At 69.1% G+C, this 20,844-nt stretch carries 22 protein-coding genes, 2 tRNA genes and 2 pseudogenes; 18 read left to right on the top strand and 8 right to left on the bottom strand.

Annotation, left to right across the window (positions count from 1 at the left end; translation table 11 throughout):
* The first annotated feature begins 75 nt into the window (after positions 1-75).
* From ACQ452_RS05875 to ACQ452_RS05885, 3 genes are all read left to right on the top strand, one after another.
* Complete coding sequence (locus ACQ452_RS05875; protein ID WP_433394000.1) at positions 76-1,740, top strand: copper resistance CopC/CopD family protein; 1,665 nt, start codon at positions 76-78, stop codon at positions 1,738-1,740.
* Between the two features lie 16 nt (positions 1,741-1,756).
* Positions 1,757-2,473, top strand: a complete 717-nt coding sequence (locus ACQ452_RS05880; RefSeq protein WP_433390660.1) for a YcnI family copper-binding membrane protein — start codon at positions 1,757-1,759, stop codon at positions 2,471-2,473.
* 161 nt (positions 2,474-2,634) lie between these two features.
* On the top strand, positions 2,635-3,756 hold the full coding sequence (locus ACQ452_RS05885) for a hypothetical protein (protein ID WP_433390663.1): 1,122 nt from the start codon (positions 2,635-2,637) through the stop codon (positions 3,754-3,756).
* Positions 3,757-4,227: 471 nt separating this feature from the next.
* Here the strand turns inward: ACQ452_RS05885 and ACQ452_RS05890 are convergent, their stop codons facing one another.
* The gene (locus ACQ452_RS05890) at positions 4,228-5,511 is read right to left on the bottom strand and encodes a glycosyltransferase 87 family protein (RefSeq protein WP_433390666.1); all 1,284 of its coding nucleotides are present in this window, start codon (positions 5,509-5,511) and stop codon (positions 4,228-4,230) included.
* 108 nt (positions 5,512-5,619) lie between these two features.
* Between ACQ452_RS05890 and orn the strand changes: the two genes are divergently transcribed.
* Both orn and ACQ452_RS05900 read left to right on the top strand, forming a co-directional pair.
* The gene (gene orn / locus ACQ452_RS05895; protein WP_433394002.1) at positions 5,620-6,177 is read left to right on the top strand and encodes an oligoribonuclease; all 558 of its coding nucleotides are present in this window, start codon (positions 5,620-5,622) and stop codon (positions 6,175-6,177) included.
* A 97-nt stretch (positions 6,178-6,274) separates the two neighbouring features.
* Positions 6,275-6,347: transfer RNA gene (locus tag ACQ452_RS05900), tRNA-His, on the top strand.
* 50 nt (positions 6,348-6,397) lie between these two features.
* Here ACQ452_RS05900 and ACQ452_RS05905 read toward each other — a convergent pair.
* Together ACQ452_RS05905 and ACQ452_RS05910 are read right to left on the bottom strand one after the other, a co-directional pair.
* On the bottom strand, positions 6,398-7,693 hold the full coding sequence (locus ACQ452_RS05905) for an Ig-like domain-containing protein (RefSeq protein ID WP_433390669.1): 1,296 nt from the start codon (positions 7,691-7,693) through the stop codon (positions 6,398-6,400).
* A 239-nt stretch (positions 7,694-7,932) separates the two neighbouring features.
* Positions 7,933-9,225 (bottom strand): Ig-like domain-containing protein, encoded by a 1,293-nt coding sequence (locus ACQ452_RS05910; protein WP_433390672.1) that lies wholly within the window; start codon positions 9,223-9,225, stop codon positions 7,933-7,935.
* A 186-nt stretch (positions 9,226-9,411) separates the two neighbouring features.
* On the opposite strand from ACQ452_RS05910, the gene ACQ452_RS05915 reads away from it, so the two are divergent.
* The 3 genes from ACQ452_RS05915 (at position 9,412) to ACQ452_RS05925 (ending at position 10,280) form a co-directional block, all read left to right on the top strand.
* Positions 9,412-9,487: transfer RNA gene (locus ACQ452_RS05915), tRNA-Lys, on the top strand.
* A gap of 358 nt (positions 9,488-9,845) precedes the next feature.
* Entirely contained in the window at positions 9,846-10,073 is a 228-nt protein-coding gene (locus ACQ452_RS05920) for a hypothetical protein (protein WP_433390675.1), read from the top strand.
* A gap of 66 nt (positions 10,074-10,139) precedes the next feature.
* Complete coding sequence (locus tag ACQ452_RS05925) at positions 10,140-10,280, top strand: hypothetical protein (protein WP_433390678.1); 141 nt, start codon at positions 10,140-10,142, stop codon at positions 10,278-10,280.
* Between the two features lie 23 nt (positions 10,281-10,303).
* Here the strand turns inward: ACQ452_RS05925 and ACQ452_RS05930 are convergent, their stop codons facing one another.
* Positions 10,304-10,879, bottom strand: a complete 576-nt coding sequence (locus tag ACQ452_RS05930) for a flavoprotein (protein ID WP_433390681.1) — start codon at positions 10,877-10,879, stop codon at positions 10,304-10,306.
* Complete coding sequence (locus tag ACQ452_RS05935) at positions 10,876-12,213, bottom strand: hypothetical protein (protein ID WP_433390684.1); 1,338 nt, start codon at positions 12,211-12,213, stop codon at positions 10,876-10,878. Before ACQ452_RS05935 ends, ACQ452_RS05930 begins: the two co-directional genes overlap by 4 nt.
* A gap of 419 nt (positions 12,214-12,632) precedes the next feature.
* Here ACQ452_RS05935 and amcA point away from each other — a divergent pair, with 419 nt between their 5' ends.
* The 7 genes from amcA (at position 12,633) to ACQ452_RS05970 (ending at position 15,415) form a co-directional block, all read left to right on the top strand.
* Positions 12,633-12,791, top strand: coding sequence for a multiple cyclophane-containing RiPP AmcA (amcA, locus tag ACQ452_RS05940; protein WP_433390687.1), 159 nt, complete (start codon positions 12,633-12,635; stop codon positions 12,789-12,791).
* Positions 12,788-13,105, top strand: coding sequence for a hypothetical protein (locus tag ACQ452_RS05945; protein ID WP_433390690.1), 318 nt, complete (start codon positions 12,788-12,790; stop codon positions 13,103-13,105). Before amcA ends, ACQ452_RS05945 begins: the two co-directional genes overlap by 4 nt.
* Before the next feature lie 104 nt (positions 13,106-13,209).
* Positions 13,210-13,464, top strand: coding sequence for a CYTH domain-containing protein (locus tag ACQ452_RS05950; RefSeq protein WP_433390693.1), 255 nt, complete (start codon positions 13,210-13,212; stop codon positions 13,462-13,464).
* 68 nt (positions 13,465-13,532) lie between these two features.
* The gene (locus tag ACQ452_RS05955; protein WP_433394003.1) at positions 13,533-14,060 is read left to right on the top strand and encodes a DUF6244 family protein; all 528 of its coding nucleotides are present in this window, start codon (positions 13,533-13,535) and stop codon (positions 14,058-14,060) included.
* A gap of 158 nt (positions 14,061-14,218) precedes the next feature.
* Positions 14,219-14,617: a hypothetical protein gene (locus tag ACQ452_RS05960; RefSeq protein WP_433390696.1), complete on the top strand. Its 399-nt coding sequence runs from the start codon at positions 14,219-14,221 to the stop codon at positions 14,615-14,617.
* Positions 14,618-14,627: 10 nt separating this feature from the next.
* The gene (locus ACQ452_RS05965) at positions 14,628-15,080 is read left to right on the top strand and encodes a SitI3 family protein (RefSeq protein ID WP_433390699.1); all 453 of its coding nucleotides are present in this window, start codon (positions 14,628-14,630) and stop codon (positions 15,078-15,080) included.
* Positions 15,077-15,415, top strand: a complete 339-nt coding sequence (locus tag ACQ452_RS05970; RefSeq protein WP_433390702.1) for a DUF4326 domain-containing protein — start codon at positions 15,077-15,079, stop codon at positions 15,413-15,415. Before ACQ452_RS05965 ends, ACQ452_RS05970 begins: the two co-directional genes overlap by 4 nt.
* On the opposite strand, the gene ACQ452_RS05975 is transcribed toward ACQ452_RS05970, so the two are convergent.
* Positions 15,405-16,295: a hypothetical protein gene (locus ACQ452_RS05975; protein WP_433390705.1), complete on the bottom strand. Its 891-nt coding sequence runs from the start codon at positions 16,293-16,295 to the stop codon at positions 15,405-15,407. The genes ACQ452_RS05970 and ACQ452_RS05975 overlap by 11 nt on opposite strands.
* A 679-nt stretch (positions 16,296-16,974) precedes the next feature.
* On the opposite strand from ACQ452_RS05975, the pseudogene ACQ452_RS05980 reads away from it, so the two are divergent.
* Positions 16,975-17,400, top strand: a pseudogene (locus tag ACQ452_RS05980) (YdcF family protein); the annotation flags it as partial.
* 36 nt (positions 17,401-17,436) lie between these two features.
* On the opposite strand, the gene ACQ452_RS05985 reads toward ACQ452_RS05980, so the two are convergent.
* Positions 17,437-18,723 (bottom strand): IS256 family transposase, encoded by a 1,287-nt coding sequence (locus ACQ452_RS05985; protein WP_433390708.1) that lies wholly within the window; start codon positions 18,721-18,723, stop codon positions 17,437-17,439.
* A gap of 92 nt (positions 18,724-18,815) precedes the next feature.
* On the opposite strand from ACQ452_RS05985, the gene ACQ452_RS05990 reads away from it, so the two are divergent.
* Positions 18,816-18,977, top strand: coding sequence for a SitI3 family protein (locus ACQ452_RS05990; RefSeq protein WP_433390711.1), 162 nt, complete (start codon positions 18,816-18,818; stop codon positions 18,975-18,977).
* Positions 18,978-19,102: 125 nt separating this feature from the next.
* A protein-coding gene (locus tag ACQ452_RS05995; protein WP_433394005.1) for an IS3 family transposase occupies positions 19,103-20,301 on the top strand; the annotation gives its coding sequence in 2 pieces (ribosomal slippage) (positions 19,103-19,355 and positions 19,355-20,301; 1,200 coding nt in all).
* Between the two features lie 340 nt (positions 20,302-20,641).
* Here the strand turns inward: ACQ452_RS05995 and ACQ452_RS06000 are convergent.
* Positions 20,642-20,746, bottom strand: a pseudogene (locus tag ACQ452_RS06000) (IS5 family transposase); the annotation flags it as partial.
* Positions 20,747-20,844 lie beyond the last annotated feature (98 nt).

The raw sequence follows: 20,844 nt of genomic DNA on the forward strand, positions 1-20,844 counted from the left end.
GGGCACGGCGGGAGTTGCGCCCCCGGGGGTTCCGGGCACGACTGGAGTCGCGCCGGAGGGCCCGCATTGGAGAACATTGCCGGCATGAGTGTCGCCAACCGTCGCCGGCTGGCCCGGCTGATCGCCACCGCCGGTCTGCTGGTCACCGTCGTCGCCCTGCTGATCGCCCCCGCCGGCCCGGCCAGCGCCCACGCGGTGCTGGTGAGCAGCAGCCCGATCGCCTCGGCCGTGGTGCCGGACGCGCCGGCGGAGGTCGTGCTGACGTTCAGCGAACCCGTACGCAAGGTGCCGGACAAGGTCCGCGTGATCGCGCCGGACGGCTCCCGCGCGGACCGGGGCGAGCCGACCTTCGAGAACACCGTGGTCACCCTCCCCGTCGACCCGGCCGGGGCGCGCGGCACGTACCTGGTCAGCTACCGGGTGATCTCCGCCGACAGCCACCCCGTCTCGGGCGCGTTCACCTACTCCGTCGGCGCCCCCTCGACGCCGCCCGTGGACAGCGGCGACGACAGCCGGGCCGATCCCGTCGTCGGCAACGCGGTCAAGGTCGCCAAGTACGCCGGTTACGTCGGCCTGCTGCTGCTCGTCGGCCCGGCGCTGGTGCTCGCCGCGTTCTGGCCCCGGCGGCTGTCCCGGCGGGGCCCGGCCCGGCTGGTCTGGGTGGGGCTCGGGCTGCTGGCGGCCTCCACCGTGGCGAACGTCCTGCTCCAGGTGCCCTACACCGCCGGCGGTGGCGTGTCCGACGTGACCGGCGAGGGGCTGAGTGACGTGCTGGGCAGCGCCTTCGGTGCCGCGCACCTGGTCCGGCTCGGCCTGTTGGCCGCGGCGGCGTTCCTGCTGCGGCCCCTGACGAAGGGGCCCGTCGAGCGCAGCGACCTGGTCATCCTGGGCGTGCTCGGGACGGCGACGCTGGTGACCTGGCCGCTGGCCGGGCACCCGGCGGCGTCGCCCGCCCCGGCGGTCTCCGTCGTCGTCGACGCCGTCCACCTGGGCAGCATGGCGGTCTGGCTGGGTGGGCTGGTGATGCTCGCCGCGTTCCTGCTGCCGCGGGCCGACGAGCGGGAGTTGGGCGCGATCCTGCCGATCTGGTCCCGCTGGGCGGCGCTTGCCGTCTCGGCGCTGCTGCTGGCCGGCACCGTCCAGGCGCTGATCGAGGTGGCCACCCCGAGCGGGCTGGTCGACACGACCTACGGGCGGCTGGTGCTGGGCAAGATCGGGCTCTTCGCGCTGGTGATCGCGGTGGCCGCGTACTCCCGGCAGTTGGTGCGCCGGCGCACCGCGGCCGGGCGGCCGACGTCGATGCGGCGGGCGGTCTGGGCGGAGCTGGCGGTCACGGCGGTGGTCCTCGGACTGTCCGCCGTACTGGTGCAGACGCCCCCGGCCCGCACCGCCGGCGCGGACGTGGCCGGCGCTTCGGAGGGCTACTTCTCCACGACGTTGTCCAGTCCGAACTACTCGTTGCAGGTCGAGCTGGACCCGGCCGAGCGGGGCAACAACACGGTGCACTTCTACGCGTACACGAGGGACAACCGGCCCCAGCCGGTGGTGGAGTGGCGGGCCACCGCCGCCCTGCCGTCGGCGGGGATCGAGCCGATCCAGGTTCCGCTGCTGCCGCTGACCGACAACCACGCCACCGGCGAGATCAACTTCCCGGCGGCGGGGGAGTGGCAGCTCCGCATCACCGTCCGCACCTCGGACATCGACCAGGCCACGGTGACCGCCACCGTGCCGATCAGGTAACAGGAAGGCTCGTACCATGATCCGTCACCGGCGTATCGCAAGCGTCGCCGCCGCCCTGACGCTCGGTGTCGTCGCCACCGCCGTCCTCGGCTTCGCGGCACCCGCCTCCGCCCATGTCACGGTCGACCCGCAGGAGGCGACCCAGGGCGGCTACGGCCGGTTCGCCTTCCGGGTGCCGAACGAGAGCGACACGGCCTCCACCACGAAGGTCGAGGTGGTGCTGCCGGAGAACGCGCCCGTCGGGTCCGTGTCGACCATGCCGGTGCCCGGCTGGACGGTGGCGCTGGAGAAGCGCAGGGTGGATCCGCCGGTCGAGGTGCACGGCAGCCAGCTCAGCGAGGCCGTCGCCAAGATCACCTGGACGGCCACCGGGAACGCGGGGGTCAGGCCCGGCCAGTTCCAGGAGTTCCCGGTCTCGATGGGGCCGCTGCCGCAGGTCGACACGATGGTCTTCAAGACGTTGCAGACCTACTCCGATGGCAACGTGCAGCGGTGGATCGAGGAGCCGACCCCCGGCGGCGCGGAACCGGAGAGCCCGGCGCCGGTGCTCACCCTCACGGGGTCGTCGGCCGCCCCGGCCGCGCCGCAGGCCGACGACGACGATGACGACGCGGAGACGGACGGGGTGGCCACCGGGCTCGCGGTCGCCGGCCTGGTCGCCGGACTGGGCGGCCTGCTGCTCGGCGGGCTCGCGTACTCCCGCACCCGGCGCGCGCCGACGTCGCGGGAGTGACAGGCGCGGTGCGGCGGCCCCGGCCCCGCGCCGCGAGCCGGCCCGTCGGTGCATCCGGCGGGCCGGCTGCTTTCCGGCCCATGCCGCCGGATATCCACTGATTCGTCGCCCTCCGTCGGTAAGGTCGGCCGGGTATTTGGCTACCGAGGGGGACGAAGCGAATGCGGATCGTGCGGATGCTCGCCGCTGTGGTGCTGCTGACGGTCGGGATCACGGCGCTGCTCGCCGGTGGCGCGCTCGCGCTGCTGGCCCGGCAGGCGGACCCGGGTGGCACCTTCAACGCGCGGTTCGAGACCGTCCGGACGCCCGGCAGCGCGGTGGTCGTCCGGGACGTCGACGAGCTGCTGCGGGCGGAGGCGCCGTTCGCCCGCACCGGGCAGGCCCGGCTGCGGCTGGAGGCCCGGACGCCCGACGGCCCGGCCTTCGTCGGGCTGGCCCCCGCCGACGAGGTGAGCCGCTGGCTCGGCCCGGTCCCGCACGCCGAGGTGCGCCGGGTGGCGCTGGCCCGGGGGCCGCTGCCGGTCCGGCTGGAACCCGCCGGTGCCGCGCCGTCCACCGGCGCCCCGCCGCCCACCACGCCGATCGGGCAACCCTTCTGGGTACGCGACGGGATCGGCGCCCTGGAATGGTCCCCGGCCGAGCTGGCCGACCGGCGGCTGAGCCTGGTGGTGATGCGTACCGACGGGCGGGCCGACCTCGGCCTGGAACTGCGGGCGGGACTGCGCGCCGGCTGGACCGCCGCGGCGACCGCCGCCGCGCTGGCCGGCGGGGTGCTGGCGGTGGCGGTGGCCCTGCTCCTGCTGCGCCCGGTGCGCCCCCGCGAGGTGGTCTTCGTCGTCGAGCCGGACCAGGTGCCGGTGCTCGCCGGCCGCCTCGGAGTGACCTCGCTCAGCGGCCTCGGCGCGCAGCCCGACCGCTGCCGCGCCCCCGAGCGGCAGCTCGCCTCGGTCGGCGCCGCCGCCCCGGCAGTCCGTCCGGCGATCGGGGCGCCCACCACCGCCCACCGCCCCGCGACGCTCGCCGACCTCGCAGCGGGCGACCCGGCGCCGTGGCCGCCCGAGGTGAACCTCACCCTGGCCTGGCCGCCCGTCACCCCTGCCCAGCCGGCCGTGCCGGCTCCCACGGAGGTCCCGCCCCGCTCGCCGGTCGGCGCGGCGGGAACCCCGGTCGGCGCGGCGGGAACCCCGGCGGCCGGCGCGGAGGCCGCAGGTCCGGTCCCCGCGCCGGGCCGGCTCCGCCCCGCGGCGCCCGACGCCCGGGGGCGTCCCGGCGAGCGGCGCTGAACCGCCCGGTCGATCGCCGCCGGCCCGGGGCCGGGCCGTTTGGGGCGGGTGGGCGCCGGGCACTGTGGAGGGAGGCCGGACGTCACCGCGGTAGCCTGAAAGGGAGATCGAGATGCGTTGGTTGTTGCTCATTGCGATCGTGGTGATGGTCGTCGGCGGTTTCTGGCTGTCCCGCCGGGCCTTCGCGGCCGGTCGGTCCGCGCGGCGGCACCTTGACGATCGGGGCTGAGCGGCCGAGACCCACCGCCGGTCCGTCCGCCGGCAAGTTCCGTCCCACTGCGGCAGCGGCACGCCGTCGAGGGTGGCCGCGACCGGCTCCACGCCGCGTAGCCGCCGCCACCAGATCCGGCCGGCCCACGACTCACGGTGGGGCGCGTACGGCGAACGGCCCTCCGCGCTGCCGACGCGGAGGGCCGCCCTCACCGGGGGATCGGTGCTACCCAGGAGGTGTCTGAGGTAGTTGCGACCAGATTAGCGGTGAAGGGGTTGATCGGGAAGACTGTCTCTTTGGGGTGACTTGCCGCTTCCCGGTCGCACGGGGAGGACCACCAGCAGCAGCAGGCTCAGCAGCACGTACGTGTTGCGGACCAGGAACTCACCCGCCGAGTCCGTCCGCACCGGGGCGATCCCCCAGTCGTTGAAGGTCACCACCCCGTACACGACCAGGGCGGACGTGCCGACGGCGAGCGCCACCAGCGTGCGCCGCCGGCGGGCGCCCGCGCCGGTCGCGGCGTCGGTGCTCAACGCCGCGTCCGCGAGCACCACCACCGCCGGGATGAACCAGTAGATGTGATGGGTCCAGGTGATGGGACTGACCAGCGCGCCGACCAGCCCGGTGAGGGTGACGCCGGCGAGCAGGTCCCCGGCCCGGGCCGCCCGCGCGGCACGCCACAGCCCGTACCCGGCGATGGCCGCGACCAGCAGCAACCAGAGCAGTTGGTCGGGCTTCTCCGGCGCGGTGATGCGGCTGAGCAGGCCGAACAGCGACTGGTTGCCGGTGTAGTCGGTGCGCCCGACCCGGTCGGTCGCCCACAGCTCGTGCGTCCAGAACCGCCACGAGTCGCGCGGCGCGACCGCCGCGGCGAGCAGGGTCGCGGCGGCGGCCGTCACGCTCGCCACCGCCGCCGCCCGCCACCGGCGCGTCACCAGCAGGTAGACGATGAAGATGCCCGGGAAGAGCTTGAGCGCCGTCGCCAGCCCGATGCCCACGCCGGCCCACCGGCTCGCCCTGGATACGGCGAAGAGCAGGTCCGCCAGGATCAGCACGACGAGCAGCATGTTGATCTGACCGAAGGTGATCGTCTCGCGGGTACTCTCGACGGCCAGCACCAGCAGGACCGCCACGGTGAGGGTGAACACGCGGGGCAGGCCGTGCCGGGCGATCACCGGCGCGAGCAGCCAACGGGTGGTCACCACCACCGCCAGGCCCGTCAGGACCGTGAAGATCGTGACGGTGGCGCCCAGCGGCAGCAGCGCGAACGGGCGCAGCAGCAGTGCGCTGAACGGCGGGTAGGTGAAGTAGAGCTCGCCCTGCACCCGATCGGGCTGCACATAGTCGTAGAGCGGGTTGCCGGCGGCCCACCAGTCCATCGCCCGCATGTAGATCTTCAAATCGAAGAAGTCGTGCACCAGGCCGGGCAGGTAGAGCGCCGGCAGCACGGCGAGCAGCGCCAGCATGGCGACGAGTCGACGGACCGTACGACCGCTGTGACCGTCCTCGGTCACGGCCGGCGGTGCGGCGGATTCGGCTGGCACGGGGAAACCCTAGCGGTCACCTCGCAGCACGGTGCGCGGGCGCGCGGTCGGGTGGGCTGCGCGTAGGCTGTCCCGGTGGCTGATCTTCTTGTCTGGATCGACTGTGAGATGACCGGGTTGGACCTCGGCGGGGACAAACTCATCGAGGTTGCCGCGCTCGTCACGGATCCCGACCTCAACGTGCTCGGCGACGGCGTCGACGTGGTCATCCACGCCGACGAGTCGGCGCTGGCGGCGATGCCGGAGATCGTGGCGACGATGCACGCCAAGTCGGGGCTGACCGAGGAGGTGCGGCGCTCGACGGTGACTCTCGCCGAGGCCGAGGAGATGGTCCTGGACTACGTGACCAGCCACGTGAAGGATCCGCGCACCGCACCGCTCTGCGGTAACTCGATCGCCACCGACCGGGGCTTCATCGCCCGGGACATGCCCCGCCTCGACGCGCACCTGCACTACCGGATGATCGACGTCTCGTCGATCAAGGAGCTGTGCCGCCGCTGGTATCCCCGGGTGTACTTCGGTCAGCCCCAGAAGGGGCTCGCCCACCGGGCCCTGGCCGACATCCGGGAGAGCATCCGGGAGCTGGAGTACTACCGGCGCACCCTCTTCGTGCCGCTGCCCGGGCCCGACGTGGAGACCGCCAAGGCGATCGCCGCGGAGCTGTAGTCGCGCCCGGCGTAACCCGCTGGACGCGGCGGGCGGGGATGAGGCTATTATTGGTCCGCACCCCGCCCGGGGCGATCGACCGGGCGCGGAAGGCATGGTGGCTGTAGCTCAGTTGGCAGAGCACCGGGTTGTGGTCCCGGTTGTCGTGGGTTCAATTCCCATCAGTCACCCGGTTACCGAAGGCCCCCTCCTCACGGAGGGGGCCTTCGGCGTTGCGGGCTCAGTTGGTCGGGGTGACCGTGGGCTCGCCGGTCTGCTCCGGGTCGGCCTCGGCCGGCGGCTCGTACGGCAGGGCGCTGCCCTTGACGTACTGCTCCCAGCTCATGTTCCAGTCGGTCCAGCCGTTGCCGTTCTGGAGCTTCCGCTCCGTGCCCTTGACGGTGATCGGGTCGCCGACGCGGGTGTTGGTGAACAGCCAGGCGCCGTTGGCCATCGAGACGTTCACGCAGCCGTGCGAGACGTTCACCTGGCCCTGCTGCCCCTCGGACCAGGGCGCGGCGTGGATGAACTCGCCGCCCCAGGTCAGCCGCTGGGCGTAGTCGATCTTCGTGCGGTAGCCCTCCTCGGGGCCCAACTCCTCGAAGGTGTCGAAGACCGTCTTACGCAGCTTCTCGATGACGACCATCGTGCCGCTGGAGGACGGGGTGCTCTTCTTGCCGAGGCTGACCGGAATGGTCTTGATCACGGAGCCGTCCCTGGTGACGGTCATCCGCTTGGTCCGGTTGTCCACAGTCATGACCACCGCCGGGCCGACCTTGATGCCGACGCTCAGGTCCGCCCGGCCGTACCAGCCGTCGCCCAGGGGCAGGCCGCCCGCCTGGATCCGGTACGAGACCGTGCTGCCGGCCCGCCAGAACTCCTTCGGGCGGTAGCGGACCTCGGTCGGGCTGACCCAGTGCCAGACGCCCTCCTGCACCGGCGAGGTGGTGACGGTCATCCGGCCCTGCACATCGTCGCGGTAGTCCTCGGGAATGGCCCGGCTGAACTTCACGATCAGCGGCATGCCCACCCCGACGACCTGGTCGTCGCCGAGGAAGCTGCTGATCCGGACCTGCTGGCCGGGCTTCGCCATGGTGGTGAAGGTGCTGCTCGCCGTGGCCGGCCGGTCGTCGTCGCCGGTCGCGGTCACCGTCGTGGTGTAGGTCTCGCCGTACTTCAGCGCGCCGGCGGGCAGCCAGCTCTTCCCGTCGGCGGTGAGCCCGCCCTCGACGGCGGCACCGGCGGAATCCTTCAGCTCGACGGTCGTCTGCTCGGCCTCGCTGGCGGTGAAGGTGATGGCGGTGGACGCCGGCACCTCCTTGGCGTCGGCCTTGGGCTCGACGATGGTGGCCGCCGCCTTCGGTGCGGGCGGCTGGTCACCGCCGTCCTGCCCACCCGAGGGCTTTCCCCCGCCACCGTCGGTGCATCCGGCGGTGAGCGCGAGCGTCACGGCTAGCACCGCCGCCGCGAACCCCCGGCGACGCCTGCCCCGCCGGTCGCCTCCGCGCCGGATCAGCTGGTCCTGGACAGCTCGCATGATTCCCTCACAGTCGTGGTCCCCGGTGCCCATCGTCCCTCACTGACGCGCCGGCACGGGCCCCCGTTCCGCAAGGTGAACCGAAACACGCCACGCGGGGTGTCCGGATGTTGATACGATCCGCGACTTTCCGAGCGCGGCTCGCGTCCCTCACTGGTGTCCCCGCTCCGGTCGCGCCCCGGAGACGGAAGGCCGGCCCGCGGGTGCGGGCCGGCCTTCGCAACGCCTACGGGACCGCCTCAGAAGGCGGGCTGCGCACCGCCCTCGGGCACCGGCACGGCGCTGCCCTTCACGAACTCGGACCAGCTCAGGTTCCACGCCGTCCAGCCGTTGCCCGGCACCAGCTTGCGCTCGGTGCCCTTGATGGTGATCGGGTCGCCCACCTTGGTCTTCCCGAACAACCACTTCGCGTTCGCCATGGAGACGTTGACGCAGCCGTGCGAGACGTTGACCCGGCCCTGCTGCGCCACCGACCAGGGCGCGGCGTGGATGTATTCGCCGCCCCAGGTGATCCGCTGGGCGAAGTCGATGTCCGTCACGTAGCGGTTCGCCGGGTCCGGGTCGTCGCGCGTGTCGAAGACCGTGGACTCCTTCTTCTCCATCACCACCATCGTGCCGCTGGAGGAGGGGGTCTTCTTCTTGCCCAGGCTCACCGGCAGGGTGCGCACCACCTGACCGTCCTCGTGCACCGTCATCTGCTTGGTGGCGTTGTCCACCTTCATCTCGAAGGCCCGGCCGATCTTGGCAGTCGCCGAACGGTCGACGTTTCCGTGCCGGCCGTTGCTCAGCGGGATGCCCGCCAGCGCGATCCGGACGGTGAGCGTGGTGCCCGGCTTCCAGTACTCCGGCGCGCGGTAATAGGCCTGGGTGCCGTTCGACACCCAGTGCCAGGCGCCCGGCTGCGGCGGATCGGTCTGCACGAACATGCGCCGCTGCACCGCCGCCCGGTCCTTCTTCGGGATCCCCGGATGGAACTCGGTGACCACCGGCATCGCCACGCCGTAGGTCTTGTCGTCGAAGAGGTAGAGGCCGGAGCTGATCACCGACCTGGGCTTGGCCATCGTGGTGAAGGTGCTCGTGCCCTGGCTGGTCGCCCCGTCGGCGCCGGTGGCGGTGACCGTCGCCGTGTAACGGGTGGCGTACTTCAGCGGCTTCGACGGCACCCAGGACGAACCGTCAGCGCGCAGGCGCCCCTCGACCTGACCGCCGCCGGCGGCGCTCAGCGTGACGCTCGCCACCTTCCCTCCGCCGGGCAACTCGGCGCTGATCTCGGCGCTGACCGGCCTGCCCTTCGCCCCGTCGGCAGGGCTCACCGCCAGCGGCGGGCCGCTCGGCGTTGTCGGGGCCTCCGGCTCGGCCGATGCCCCCGGCCCGCCCGACGCCCCCTTCTCGCCCGGTGCGGCCGGACCCGCCGACGTCGTTCCGCCGACGAACTCCGCCTCCTTCTGCTCCGCCGCGCAACCCGTCAGTGCCAGCGACGCCACCAGGCCGAGGGCGGAAACCATCGCCCCGGCTCGCGCGAACATGCCCATCCCCACCCCAGCTCTCGCGTACCTGCGCACATCGTGCCGCATGCCGGCCCGTTCCCGGCCCCCCGTCCACGCCCGCCCGAGGGTTTTGCCCCCGGATGCCCCTTAAGCTCGGCCGAAGGGGGGACCGGGGGATCGGATTGGAACCCCCCTCGGGGTGCGTGCTAATCTTCTTCCCGTTGCCAACGAGCGCCGCTAGCTCAACTGGCAGAGCAGCGGACTCTTAATCCGCGGGTTCGGGGTTCGAGTCCCTGGCGGCGCACCAACGATCAAGGCCCTGACCTGGTGGTTCACACCGGGTCGGGGCCTTTTTCGTGTACATCGGTGGTGGGTGGTCGCTCGGTGGTCGCTCGAAAGCCGTTGGACCCGGTCGACGCCGGTTAGACGCGGCGGGGTGTTCGGGGACGCCGTTCGATGGCGGCCAGGTGTGGGGTGGCCGGGTGGACGGGGTCGCGGCTGTCGGTTTGGTTTCCGAGTGGCCTAGCGTTGGGGGCGGGCCGATCTTGCTTGAACGCGTTGTGTCGGTTCTGTGGCTTCCGTAGTCGGCTCTTCGTTTAGCGCATGGGACTGGTCCGAGCCCGTGGGACCTAGACTCCTGCTGGCACGGCAATGGGAGGCCAGCCATGATCGAGAAGATTCTGCGGGCGCTCGGTGGCGTCGCGTCTGACCGCACCGGCAACAACACTCGGACGGTCTACCACTGGCGCTGCTCATGCGGCGCCCACTCTCGAGGTCCTGACGGTTGGCTCATTGCCTTTGACGCGGAGTACGCCGCCCAGCGGCACCAGTGGTACAAGGGCGTCGGGCACCAAATGCCGGAGGTCTACTCGACCGAAAAGGAAGTCCCGTAGGCGCTCGCGCTCATCGCGCTCGCTTTGGACGTCGATGGGGCACACCCTGGTCTCGGAGTCGTCGCAGTGAACGGCGGCGAGGCGGGGCAGCGGGTGGCCGAGGAGCGCAGCGACCTGCCGGGCGAGGGTGAAATTGCCGCTGCCGCCGCTGTCAATGACAACGATCCGGTTCATCTCTTCGTGGGCAGCTGGATGGGTGCGGCGTGACACGATGGCTGACTCGATCGAGGTCAGGGGTGGCCGGCAACGGCCGATCGAGCTTCCTTGGCAAGGCGGGTTGCTGCCTCGAACGCCACCGCCCAGGGAAAGACTTTCTGCCGCTCGTTGCCCCCGCCGGGCTGGTGCGGATCCCATCCGTCCTCGGAGCCCAGCAGGACGCGTATCCGCTCGTCGCGTAGGGCCGCCACCGCGCGTTGAAAGGGGGCTCGTGCGGCGAGGGCGGCGTTGACGAAGGGGACGATGACGGTCGGTACCTGCCGTCCGATGAGTTCGGCGACGGAGGTCATGGCGTAGTTGTCGGCCAGGCCGAGGGCGATCTTGCTGATCGAGTTGTAGGTGGCGGGCGCGACGACCAGCGCGTCGGCGGGAGGAAGCGACCGGCGAGCGCCGGGTGATGGCTGGTAGCTGGACCGGATGGGACTGCCTGTTGCTGCCTCGATCGCGGTCGGATCGAGGAAGTCCAGGGCGCTGGGGGTCGCGGTGACGGCCACCGTCCAGCCACGTGTGCCCGCGACCTGGGCCAGTTGGAGTACGTCGGTGGCGGGCCCGGCGCCGCAGACGACGACTTGGAGGTGACCCGCGGTCACAACCGGATCCCGGCGTCGTGGGCGAAGCCGACAGCGGCAGTGCGGGTGGAGCCGTTGGCGAGCATGGCGAGTTCGCTAGCGATGCGCTGGACCGTTGGTCGGCAGCGGATCTCTTCCGGTGCTACCTCGTACGCGGTGCGCAGCGCGCCGAGGCCGTGCTCGTAGCGGCCCCACTGCGTGTAGGCGCGTGCCACGTCAACGAACAGGGACGCCTTGCGCTCGACCAGCGTGACCTTTTCAAGAGGCACCTTGCGGGCAATCGCGATGGCTGTTCCGGCGTCGCCGAGGGTCAGCGCGATGTTGATCCGGTGCAGCAGGACATTGGTGGCGCCGAAACCGGTCCGCCGGTCGTTGCCGTCGTAGCCGAGGCGGGTTGCAGCGCGGGTTGCCTCATCGAGCATCGCGTGTGCGGTGTCCCGGTCGTCCCGGCGGGCGGCGGCGATGGCCCCTCGAAGAACGAGGGCGCCGTAGACGGCCACCGCATCGGTTGACGCGAGGCGGGTGTCCCGGTCGAGCGAGTCGGCAGCATTCCCAGCGAGGGTCACCGCCTGGGCGTCGTGGCCGTTGCCCATGAGCGCATGGGCCATGATCCGGGCGCTCGCGGCGATCGCCACCGGGTCCTGGCTCCTGGCAGCGGCTCTGGTGCTTCTCTCGGCTGCTACCAGGGCCATCCCGTAATCGCCCACCTTTAGCAGGACGCTGCCGACGACGTGGTACAGGTCGGCGGCCAGAACCTCGACCCGTGGCCGCTGATCGCCATCCGCGCCGGACTTCACCGGTTCGAGGGACGGCAGCAACGTCACAAGCCGGTCGAGTACGCGCTCGTACCGGCAGGCCTGATAGTCGATCTTGGCGGTGCCGACGGCTCGGGTGAACTGCGGAAAAGACAGCGTCGCACCCTCCTGGTGCGCGGGCGAGCAGAGCGCGTCGAGCAGCGGCACAACGTTGGGTGCGGCGGCGACGCTGATTGCCGCCCCTTGTAGGAGATCTCTGCGTCGCACGTCACCATCCGAGCCCGAGTCGCCGTCTCCGTCATCGCCAGTATCCGCATGCGCGGCGCCATCCGGCCGCGCGGCACCCACAGCTGCACCGCTGGTGCCAACCGCACGCAGCGCCTCGAAGCGTTCCCGTACCTCAGGTGTGGCTCGGGACAGCACGGTGTCCAGAGCAGCTTGCATGTCCGCGCGGGGGCGCACCTTGTCGCCCTGGCTGCTCCACTTGGCCACGGTCCGCCGGGCCGCGCCGAGGTACTCGGCGAAGGCGGTCACGCTCATCCGCAACGCATTCCGGAGCGCGTTCGCGTCCTGGCCGGTCCAGGTCGTCACCGGAGCCATCGCACGTCCTTCCGGAACGGACAGTCATCGGTGGAGGTGATGGTAGCCGCACATGGGGTGACTGCAGGTGCACTGCGGGTGCACCAGCGAGACATTCCGTCCGTCCACCGCCCGAGCCAGCCTGGATGTGCCGACGCGCCGATCCCCAGCGGTGCGCCGGTGGGCCAGCGGCAACCTCATGGCAGGGAGATCCAGATGGACGTGCCAATCGGTGACAGGTCGGACCGCGACCCGACGCACCGGCAAGTGCTCGCGCCGGGTACTCCGTCGACCGCACGGGTGACTCCCTGTTCGCGTACCGCCAGCAGGGCTGCGTGGGCGGGTGACCGGCGGTCTGCTCCCAGCCGCCGGCCGACGGCGGTGGGCTTGCCGGGACGCCGGCAAGCCCACCGCGCACAAGCGCCGGCCGGGGATCGGCCATGACGGTGTACGTGTCGCGGTACGCCGTGACCGGCGAGCTGACGACAGATTGCGCAGCAGTTCCGGCGTCGGCGGAACCGGACTCGGCCGACCTACCGCTATTGACACACGTCTGGCGGGTCTTGTTCGAGCAACAGGCGCGGAAGCACCGCCGATGAACACGAGCGGAACCGGTGCTGCCGCGCAGGAGCGGCCCGTACCAGCAGAGCATCTGCCGCTGCGTCCGCTCTGGTTGTGCCGCCGCTGCGGGCAGCCCTGGCCCTGCGGGCGGGCGCGGCTCGCACTGGTCGCCGAGTACCGCGACAACACGGTGGGTCTCTTCGTCTACCTGGCCGGCCTTCTCTATGAGGCCATCGAGGACCTGCATCGGCTCAACCCGAGCGCGGCCGGCAACGTCACTGACCTGTTCGACCGGTTCCTCGGCTGGCCCGCCCGACACCGCGGCGGGGCTGGATCCACGACGCCGCGCTGACCGGGATCTCTCACTCCTTCACCGCTCTCTTCTTCTGCCTTTGTCGCAGGGGCGGCGACGCACGCCCACGTCCAACCCCTGTCCGCCACGGAGGTGTTCCATGCGTGACGGTCGACAAGACCCGCCAGGCGTGGACCTTGCCGGACGTCGAGATCGTCCTCGACCATGTCGTGGACGCTGGCGATTTCGTCGAGTTCGAGTTCAAGGGCGACGCCGCGGACGTACGCACGCGACGGAACGCCTGGACGCGTTCATCGTCGCCCTCGGCATCGAGCTCGGGCAGCAGATCGGCAAGGGCAACCCGAACATCCTTCTCGGCCGCGACCACTGATCGCTTACTGCTCCGCGACGTCTGGTGACGTCGGTGCCGTGCCGGTAGGTTCAACCTCCTGAGAGCTCTCGTCGCTAGGTGGAGGAATCCGGCAGCGTGTCGCACGTCGAGAAGATCACTACGGAGCTGCGTACGCTGGCCACCGGGGTCGAACGCGCGCAGAGTCTGGCTGCCGCTGCTGACCAGCAGGCGCAGGAGATCGCGTTGCGGGCTGCGGGTGCCGGGTTCGCTGCGGTCGCTGCTGGTGTGGCGCGGATTCGCGGGGTCATCACCACCATCCGGGGCGGACTGGGCGGTCTCGCCGGGGCTATCGGTGATGCTACGAAGGCGACCGCTGGTGTCCCGGAGCAGGCCAGTCCGGAGGAGACAATCACCGGGCTGACTCCGGTGCAGAGTGCTGTCGACGGCATCCGCGACCAGACGGCCGCCACGATCACGCACGTCGGTGAGGCGCAGCAGCATGTCGTGGTGGTTTTGCAGGGTGGGCAGCCAGGGCCGCTGCTCCAGGCTCTGGAGAGCATCAAACAGGTGCTTGTCATGCTGGTCCAGCGCACCGCTACCACCCGCCAGGTCATTGACGCGGCGATCGCCGAGGCGCGACAGCTGGGGTCGTCGGGAAACTGATCGGGGCTGGCGGTGCCGTGCCGACCAGCCCTGCCTCGGTTCCCACACCGTCCGACGGCACGGGAGTGACGACGCCGTGGACACGCAAGCCCACCGGAGAGCACGGCGGTTCGCCTACCGGCCGACGTACCCGGATTCCTCCGAAGGAGGACGAACGCGTGCGGCGCTCCCTGGAACTGGAGAACGAATGTGCCGATACCGTCGCTGCCGAGGGATACCTACTCCACCAGAACCCGACCAGGCAGGAGGTAGCTGACGCTCGGCTCGGTACCGGTGATTCCGGCAAACCAGGCAAGGATCCCGACTACTTGATAGAGGGACACGTCTTCGATTGCTACTCCCCAACACCGGGCAAGAGCGTGCGAGGCGTGTGGAGCGGGGTTGCCGACAAGATTGCCAGTGAGCAGACCCAACGCGTGGTGGTCAACCTCCACGACTGGCGCGGCGATCTCGCGGCGTTGCACAAGCAGTTCGACGACTGGCCGATTCCGGGGCTGAAGGAACTGGTGGCGGTGACACGCAGCGGGGCGATAATCCAGATCCTGCGACGAGACTGAAGGGCTATTGATGGCGACCGAGTACCGCTTGACGCTGGCCGGCGACATTCCTCTCGATGTGCTGGCCAGCGTCGTCGCCCCGGACGGTGCCGAGGAGTCGGCGGCAGATGGCAGGCCCCGGGTGTTGAGTGCGGACCTCAGCGATCGGTGTGGTTACACGGTGAGCATCTACGCCGGTTCCCACGGCTACTTCGAGGCCGAGGATGGTGACGGCTCGGTGTGGGAGTGGGAACCGGAGCGGTACGTCAACATCGGCTTCCGGCTGGGTAAGGGCGAATCCTCCGACCGGGCGACGCGGGAGATGCTGGCGTCTGTGGCCCGGGTGCTGGGCGAGCGGTCGGAGGACGCCGCGCTGATCCTCGACGCCGACTGGCTGCTGCTGACCCGCTTCTCGGGAACGCTGCGCAAGCACGCGCCGAGTTGGTGGGGCGTTCACGGCGGGGAAGATCTTGTCGGCCGGTGAGTGGTTTGGAGTCGGCCGTCGGCGATTACGCTGCTGGCGTGGGGGGACGTCGGCGGGTTCGCGTGCAGGGGGACCTCTATCACCCGGTGGTGCCGCCCGGTGCCGTGTATGTGGGGCGGCAGGGGTTCGGGTTGCGGCGTTCTCCCTGGGCCAACCCGTTCAGCTTGCGAAAGCATGATCGGGCGGAGGCGCTACGCCTCTATCGGCAGTGGCTTGTGGGGCAGCCGGCCCTTGTTGGCCGGGCGCGGCGGGAACTGACGGGGAAGCAGTTGGCGTGCTGGTGCCGTGCCGAGGATGCGTGCCATGCCGACGTGCTGGCCGACATCATCGGTTGACGTGCAAGCGGTATCGAGCGGTGGGCCGTCTCGGTGCGTAGACACCGCCGATGCTGAAGGACTGCGGTCGTGCCGCTTGGTTGCCTACGTAGAAGGCGACGTCGCGGTCAGCGGCGCAAAGCCGGGTGAGGAACCTGTTTCTCAACTGCTCCGCAGCCTCCGCGTTGGTGAGCTTGCTCAGACGACGTTGTAGGGCAACGAACTCCCAGTCCCAGAGTGTCTGCTGGTGACCGCGGCAATGACGGTCTGCGCACCGGTAACGGTAGGCGCCGGTGAATCGTGGTGCTTGAAGCGGGCTGCGCTCGGCTGGTTCCAGTAGGTCGAGCTGGTTGAAGTAGCGAGCGATCTTCTTACGATCCTCCGCCGACCAGCCGGGATGTCGCTTGACCTGGAGAGCCGAGATGTCGGTAACGCGAACCAGCCCGATCGACCGCGCGCTCGGGTCTTCGCGGGTCTGTTTGTTGAGCCGGCACATGGAGTCTTCGACCAGTGGATCGAGGAGGTTCCGACGCGACTGCCGACTGGCGATGTGCCGCTCGGTGGTGATGGTGTCCACGATCGGCTTCCAGCTTTCGCGCCGCTGGTCCTGACTGGCTGGCAGTGCCTCGACGTGAATGATGTCGTACTTGTGGAACTTGCCGTCGTCATCGAGATTTCGGTAGTGAATCGGGTAGAGGCGAATCCACCCCGTCCAGGGCGGGTCCAAGCCTAGTGCCCCGACGCAGACCGTCTCTCCGTACCGCGCGGAGGGGTTGGGTGCCGCCTTCACTGTGATCAGGAGGCGGAGCGTCGCTGGTCGTGCGAGGACTGGCTTCGGTCTCGGATCTTCGTCGGTGCTCGGTCCCCACAACGGAAGCTGTTCCAACGGAACCACCCACATCGCTAAATGCAGCTGCGCAGATACATTTAGTTACATAGATAGTCTTGCACTTTGACGAACCGGACGCCAGGTGGAAGGGCGACGGGTCAGTCTCGTGCCGGACGCCGATGTGGAGGCTCACCCTCGGACATGTCACTTTAGGTGACTAACTTTCGGTGTGGGGGCACCTCATCGCCGAGCCGGGAAGACGCGTGTCAGGCATTTCTGGAGATCGGCGTCGCAGTGCGATCCTCTCGGTGGAGATCAACTATTGGCGGTCTGATTTGGCCGTAACAAGCCTTCTGTCCTCGGCGACTACCGGGTCCGGGCGACGCACCTCGCCGATGGTGACAACTGGATGATCCTCGTTCAGCTTCAGCCCGTGCCATGAACGCACATCCGGAGGCAGACCAGGCTTGATCAGGGCATTCGGATCTGCCGCAGATCGCGGGCTCGCTCCGTGCTCGGTGCGGCCGTCCGCGAGGCTGGCGAGATGGCGTTGTGGGTTCAGGTACGCGAGCGGGCACCGACGGAGGGAGCGGCTGCCGATGGCGCTGATGGTGTCGGCCCTGCCTGAATGTCCCCCGCTGGACAGAGGAGCTGTAGCTGATCTGGGTCGGCCCGGCCTGCCCTACGCTGACGCCATGAGGGAACGGGGCGTGAAACAAGCTGCAGCGTTTGCCCTACCCGGTGGGCGCTGATGGATCGTCAGGCCGCGGTACCGACTCACGTGCTCCCTGACGGGGTCCGGGCTGACGTGGAGACGCTGTGGCGATACCACGACATGCACCACAAGCTGCGCCCGTGCGACGTGGGTATCGGGCTGGGCAGCCATGACCTCGGCGTTGCGGTAATCGCAACGCGGCTGTTTCAAGCGGGCCTATTCCCATGGGTCGTTTTTACCGGTGCGAACGCCCCGACCACTGTCGAACGGTTCCCGCGTGGAGAGGCGGTGCACTACCGCGAGTACGCCGTTGAGCAGGGTGTGCCCCCGGAAGTGGTTCTCGTGGAGCCGCGTGCCACGAACACCGCCGAGAACCTCGAGTACTCCCGCGCGCTCCTGGCCGAACGACAGATTCCCGTGCGGTCGGTGCTGATCATGTCGCGGCCATACCAGCAGCGCCGGGGGCTGTCTCGCTAACGGTGTTTCCGGCGATCTTGGTTAGTAGGTTTCAGCGGCTGGGAAGCGGTCGCTGAAGGTGATGGCGAAGGCGTTCAACGCGGGTTTCCAGCGCATCGTCCATCGGGTTCTGCCTGCTCCGGTGGGGTCCAGGGACCGGGTCACCAGGTACAGACACTTCAACGCGGCCAGCTCGTTGGGGAAGTGGCCGCGGGCCTTGACCGCCCGCCGGTAGCGGGCGTTCAACGACTCGATCGCGTTCGTGGAGCAGATGACTTTGCGGATCTCCACGTCGTAGTCGAGGAACGGGATGAACTCGGCCCAGGCGTTGTCCCACAGGCGGATCACCGCCGGATACCGGCCGCCCCACTTCTCGGCCAGGTCATCGAACGCCGCCCTGGCCGCCTGAGCGTTGACGGCGGTGTAGATCGGTTTGATGTCGTGCTTCAACTCGTCCCAGTACCGACGTGAGGTGAGCCGGAACGTGTTACGGATCAGATGGATGATGCACGTCTGCACGATCGTGCGGGGCCATACGTTCGTCACCACCTCCGGAAGGCCTTTCAACCCGTCGCAGACGAGGAAGAACACGTCCTTCACGCCCCGGTTACGCAGGTCGGTCAGCACACTCATCCAGAACTTCGCGCCCTCACCACCGGTGCCGGCCCACAGCCCGAGGATGTCCTTGTCCCCGTCGAGGGTGACCCCGATCGCGGCGTAGAACGGCCGGTTCGCGACCTGCCCATCGCGGACCTTGACCACGATCGCGTCGATGAAGACGGCCGCGTAGATCTCGTCCAACGGGCGGTGCGACCAGTCGGTCATCTCCTCGATCACCTTGTCGGTGATCCGGGAGATCGTCTCCTTCGACACCGACGCCCCGTAGATCTCGGCGAAGTGCGCGCTGATCTCCCCGGTCGTGAGGCCTTTGGCATACAGCGACAACACGACCTCGTCGACCCCGGACAAGCGACGCTGCCGCTTCTTGACGATCTGGGGCTCGAGGGTGCCGGCCCGGTCCCGGGGAACGTCGATCTGCACCGGCCCCGACGCGTCAGTCAGCACCGTCTTCGAACGGCTGCCGTTACGAATGTTGCCGGCGCCGGCGCCGTCGGGTTCGTGTTTGGCATAGCCCAGGTGCTCGGTCATCTCCTCGTTCAACGCGGTTTCCAAGACCGTCTTGGTCAACTGCCTGAGCAGCCCATCCGGGCCGGTCAACGACAGCCCTTGTTCCTTCGCGGCCCGGACCAGCTCTGCCGCGGCTTTCGCCTCCGCTGACGGCTCGGGCCGCTTCTTACGTCCGGTCTGGTCGTTCTGTGTCGCGATCATCACGGCACCCTCCTCACCAGGCACAACGCCTGGCGGGTCAGGCCGGAAACACCGTTAGATCCACAGTCCCGGCCCGCCTGAGCCAGCTCTCGATGACTTGGGATGGTGACGGCTCGGTGTGGGAGTGGGAACCGGAGCGGTACGTCAACATCGGCTTCCGGCTGAGGAAGGACGAATCCTCCGACCGGGCGACCCGGGAGATGCTGGTGTCTGTAGCCAGGGTGCTTGGCGAACGGCCGAGGACGCCGCGCTGATCCTCGACGCCGACTGGCTGCTGCTGACCCGCTTCGCGGGCACGCTGCAAAGGCGCGGGTGAGGAGCCCCGAACCTTCCGGACACGGGCCCCGAGTAAAATTTGGGCTGGATGAAGGGGGATTCGTTGCCACGTCCGAAGAAGAGCTATTCTCCCGAGTTTCGGGAAGAAGCCGTAAAGTTGGTGATTGAGACGTCACGTCCGATCACTCAAGTCGCCAAGGAAATTGGGGTACAGGAAGGGACCTTGGGGAGCTGGGTAGCGCGATATCGGCGCGACCACGTCAGCGATGAACCCGAGTTGACCATCAACGAACGCGCCCGGCTTCGACAGTTGGAACGCGAGACGCGCGAGTTGCGCATGGAGAACGAATTTCTGAGAAAAGCAGCCGCGTACTTCGCCAAGGATCATCGGTGAGCGACACGTTCGAGTTCATCGACGCCGAGTACGCGACAGCCAAAACTGTACGTCTACCGGAGGCGCCATCCATCGTCCTGATGTGTCTCTGGCTCCATGTTTCCCGCTCAGGGTTCTACGAATGGCGCGGCCGGCCCGAATCGGCGACCGTTCGCCGGCGTGGAAGTTTGAAACGGTCCGTCACCATGTCCTTCGAGGAGTCCGACGGCACCTACGGCTACCGTCGCGTCCATGCAGACCTGGCAGCCCAGGGGATCGCCGGCGGCCCGGAGCTGGTGCGTTCCATCATGCGAGAGCTGGGCTTGCAGCCCTGCCAGCCGCGCCCATGGCGACACTGCCTGACGGAATCCGACAGCCAAGCGGATCCGATTCCGGACCTCGTAAACAGAGACTTCACCGCCGACGCGCCTGGCCAAAAAATGGTCGGTGACATCACCTACATTTCCACCTGGCAGGGCTGGCTCTATCTGGCCACGGTCATCGACTGTCACACGAAGGCCGTCATCGGATGGACAATGGACGACAACTACAAAACACCATTAATTGAGGCGGCGATCGCGATGGCCGCACGGAACCAGTCCCTTGCCGTTGATGCGATCTTCCACACCGACCGCGGCAGCAACTACACATCGCGCACCTTCGCCAAAACGCTCAACAAGTTCGGTATTCGACACTCCGTCGGCCGCACGGGAATCTGCTACGACAACGCCATGGCCGAATCCTTCTTCGCCGCGTTGAAAAACGAGCGGGTGCATCGCACCCAGTACCCCACCCGCGAACATGCCCGCCGCGACATTGCCCGCTACATCGAACTCCGCTACAATTCCCGTAGACGCCACTCAGGAATCGGGTACCGGATTCCAAACCAAGTCCACGCCGAGTACCTGAACACGCAGTTCGCAGCATAAATTAGCTGTTACGTAGCTGTCCGGAAACGCCGGGGCGGACCAGGGCCGAGTTGGTGGGACGTGCACGGCGGGGACGAGCTGTTGGTCGGTGAGTGGTTCGGAGCCGGTCGTCGGCGATGATGCCCCTGGCGTGAGGAGACAGCGGCGGGTTCGCATGCAGGGGCGCGACATCTCCTGGTACCGGCTGCGGCCGTGGCTCCACCCGGTCCACCAACTGTTCGAGGTCGCGACTCCATCCTCAAGGTAAACACCGCCACGTCCGATCGCGGCGATCGTCTGTTGTTGGTGCTGGCAGCGCAACTCGGCACGTCTGCCCCGGCAGCCGGTGCGGTCGCGGCGCTCTCTGAGCTGAGCAGCAGGCCGGATGCGTCTTGGTGGCCAGGCCGCCGCGAGATCGTCCGAGAGTGTGATCGGTGAGTTCGTCGTGCACGCTGCCGGGTGGCTCCGAGCCGCTGCCGCTGGGCGTCGGTGAGGTCGTGCCGCCTCGTCACCGCCAGGGTGCCACGAGGTCTCCGGTATGAAGTTCGAGCCTGGTCGCTGAAC

It is taken from the genome of Micromonospora sp. KLBMP9576, from assembly GCF_050941805.1.
Lineage (GTDB): Bacteria > Actinomycetota > Actinomycetes > Mycobacteriales > Micromonosporaceae > Micromonospora.